This window comes from Pelagihabitans pacificus (assembly GCF_009371985.2).
Lineage (GTDB): Bacteria > Bacteroidota > Bacteroidia > Flavobacteriales > Flavobacteriaceae > Pelagihabitans > Pelagihabitans pacificus.
In genome coordinates, this window is sequence record NZ_VIKU02000014.1 from 2,243 (window position 1) to 5,726 (window position 3,484).

Annotated in this window: 2 rRNA genes; both read left to right on the forward strand. The window is 54.8% G+C overall.

Annotated elements, in window-relative coordinates:
* Positions 1 to 333 precede the first annotated feature (333 nt).
* Positions 334 to 3,186, forward strand: a 23S ribosomal RNA gene (locus FK220_RS19905).
* A gap of 141 nt (positions 3,187 to 3,327) precedes the next feature.
* Positions 3,328 to 3,439, forward strand: a 5S ribosomal RNA gene (gene rrf / locus FK220_RS19910).
* Positions 3,440 to 3,484 lie beyond the last annotated feature (45 nt).

Here is a 3,484-nt window from a genome sequence, read left to right on the forward strand (position 1 = left end):
GACAAATGCTTCAAGAAGCGGAACCGCAAAGCGTAAGGCGTAAAAAGTTCACTTTTTAAAGTCTTGCGAAAGAGGTTCTCTCAAGGCATTTTCAAAATCGAGGTTCGAGGATGTTGCACCGCGGGTGCGAACTCCGAGGAACCGGGGATTTTGATAAGGTATTTGGTCACTGACCTTTAAGGGCGTTCTAAACTGCCTTAAGAGTGGGACCAAAAAAGTTCATTGACATATTGGGACGGGGCGTATATCCGTTTTCGGACGGGTGTACGCTCGAATAAGAATAGAATTACACGAATTTTTTAGGTAAAGTACGAATACGGAAAAGAAGGTTTGGCGACAAGCTGGAAAAGGGCGTATGGGGGATGCCTAGGCTCCCAGAGGCGATGAAGGACGCGATAAGCTGCGAAAAGCTACGGGGATCGGCACACACGATATGATCCGTAGGTATCCGAATGGGGCAACCCAGTACATTGAAGATGTACTACCCCGCAAGGGGGGCGAACCCGGTGAACTGAAACATCTAAGTAGCCGGAGGAGGAGAAAACAAGAGTGATTCCGGGAGTAGCGGCGAGCGAAACCGGATTAGTCCAAACCGTCGTTGTTTCGGCAACGGCGGGGTTGTAGGACCGCGACATTGGATGCGCGACGAACCAGAACCCTTTGGAAAGAGGGACCATAGACGGTGATAGTCCGGTATGGGCAAGGGACGTTATCCATAGCGGTATCCTGAGTAGCGCGGGGCACGTGAAACCCTGTGTGAACCCGGCGGGACCATCCGCCAAGACTAAATACTCCTGGGAGACCGATAGTGGACCAGTACCGTGAGGGAAAGGTGAAAAGAACCCTGAACAAGGGAGTGAAACAGATCCTGAAACCATACGCCTACAAGCGGTCGGAGCCCTTCGGGGTGACGGCGTGCCTTTTGCATAATGAGCCTACGAGTTACTTTTACTAGCGAGGTTAAGCCCTTCAGGGGCGGAGCCGCAGCGAAAGCGAGTCTTAACAGGGCGCCTTAGTTAGTAGCAGTAGACGCGAAACCGTGCGATCTACCCATGGGCAGGGTGAAGCAGTGGTAACACACTGTGGAGGCCCGAACCCGTTGACGTTGAAAAGTCTTGGGATGACCTGTGGGTAGGGGTGAAAGGCCAATCAAGCTCGGAAATAGCTCGTACTCCCCGAAATGCATTTAGGTGCAGCGTGTAGATAGTTTCATAGAGGTAGAGCTACTGATTGGATGCGGGGGCTTCACCGCCTACCAATTCCTGACAAACTCCGAATGCTATGAAACGTTTCTGCGCAGTGAGGGCATGGGTGCTAAGGTCCATGTCCGAGAGGGAAAGAACCCGGACCATCGGCTAAGGTCCCCAAATATGTGCTAAGTTGACAAAACGCGGTGGAACTGCATTGACAGCCAGGATGTTGGCTTGGAAGCAGCCATTCATTTAAAGAGTGCGTAACAGCTCACTGGTCGAGCGGTTCCGCATGGATAATGATCGGGCATAAGCACATTACCGAAGCCATGGCTTTGTACGCTCGGCGTACAAGGGGTAGGGGAGCATCGTGCCTGCGTCGAAGGGACACCTGCGAGGGGTCCTGGAGCGTGCACGAACGAAAATGTAGGCATAAGTAACGATAATGCGGGCGAGAAACCCGCACGCCGAAAGACCAAGGTTTCCCCGGCTATGCTAATCAGCCGGGGGTCAGTCGGGACCTAACGCGAACCCGAAAGGGGCAGTGGATGGACAACGGGTCAACATTCCCGTACCCGCCCGCGCTAAAAGCGACGGAGGCGAGAGGTTGGTGCGTGCAGACGGAATTGCACGTTGAAGGGATCGGCAACGACCCGATAGTACACCGAGGCCACGGCCAAGGTGATAATCCAGCGTATCGACTTCCAAGAAAAGCGAGCGAGGCGGCCCGTACCGTAAACCGACACAGGTGGTCGGGATGAGTATTCTAAGGCGCTCGAGAGATTCATGGCTAAGGAACTAGGCAAAATAGACCCGTAACTTCGGGAGAAGGGTCGCCCTCCGATGCACTTGTGCAAAGGAGGGCCGCAGTGAAGAGGTCCAGGCGACTGTTTATCAAAAACACAGGGCTCTGCAAATTCGAGAGAAGAAGTATAGGGCCTGACACCTGCCCGGTGCCGGAAGGTTAAGGGGAGACGTGAATCCTTCGGGAGGAAGCGTTGAACTGAAGCCCCGGTAAACGGCGGCCGTAACTATAACGGTCCTAAGGTAGCGAAATTCCTTGTCGGGTAAGTTCCGACCTGCACGAATGGTGCAACGATCTGGACACTGTCTCGGCCATGAGCTCGGTGAAATTGTAGTATCGGTGAAGATGCCGGTTACCCGCAGTGGGACGAAAAGACCCCGTGCACCTTTACTATAGCTTCGTATTGACCTTGGTCAAGCAATGTGTAGGATAGCTGGGAGGCTTCGAAGCCGCGTCGCCAGGCGCGGTGGAGCCGTTGTTGAAATACCAGCCTTTGCTTGTCCGGGGCCTAACCCTCCCTGTGAGGGGACAGTGCGTGGTGGGTAGTTTGACTGGGGTGGTCGCCTCCAAAAGAGTAACGGAGGCTTCTAAAGGTGCCCTCAACACGGTCGGCAATCGTGTGCAGAGTGCAATGGCACAAGGGCGCTTGACTGAGAGACATACAGGTCGATCAGGTTGGAAACAAGAGCATAGTGATCCGGTGGTTCCGCATGGAAGGGCCATCGCTCAAAGGATAAAAGGTACGCCGGGGATAACAGGCTGATCTCCCCCAAGAGCTCACATCGACGGGGGGGTTTGGCACCTCGATGTCGGCTCGTCACATCCTGGGGCTGGAGAAGGTCCCAAGGGTTGGGCTGTTCGCCCATTAAAGTGGCACGCGAGCTGGGTTCAGAACGTCGTGAGACAGTTCGGTCTCTATCTACTGCGGGCGTTAGAGATTTGCGTGGAGCTGACCCTAGTACGAGAGGACCGGGTCGGACCGACCGCTGGTGCACCGGTTGTCCCGCCAGGGGCATCGCCGGGTAGCTATGTCGGGACGGGATAAGCGCTGAAAGCATATAAGCGCGAAACCCGCCACAAGATGAGATCTCTTTAAAGGGCCGTGGGAGACTACCACGTCGATAGGCCACAGGTGCAAGGGCGGCAACGTCCGTAGCCGAGTGGTACTAATTGCCCGTCAGGCTTGCGCACATGCGCGCCCCGACCCCTCCGCAAGGGGGGCGTCGGGGCCGCGACACCTTTCGCTTCCCGAAAAGGTACCCTGCCCAAAGAATACATGTGATATCTATCCTTATTCCCGTCCCATTATTATGTCGATACGATATTGAAGACTTAGGTGGCCATGGCAACGGGGCCCACCCCTTTCCATTCCGAACAGGGAAGTTAAGCCCGTTAGCGCCGATGGTACTGCTATACCAAGTGGGAGAGTAGGTCGCCGCCTTACCTCGAAAAGCCCCGCATCGAAAGATGCGGGGCTTTTTTTATGCAA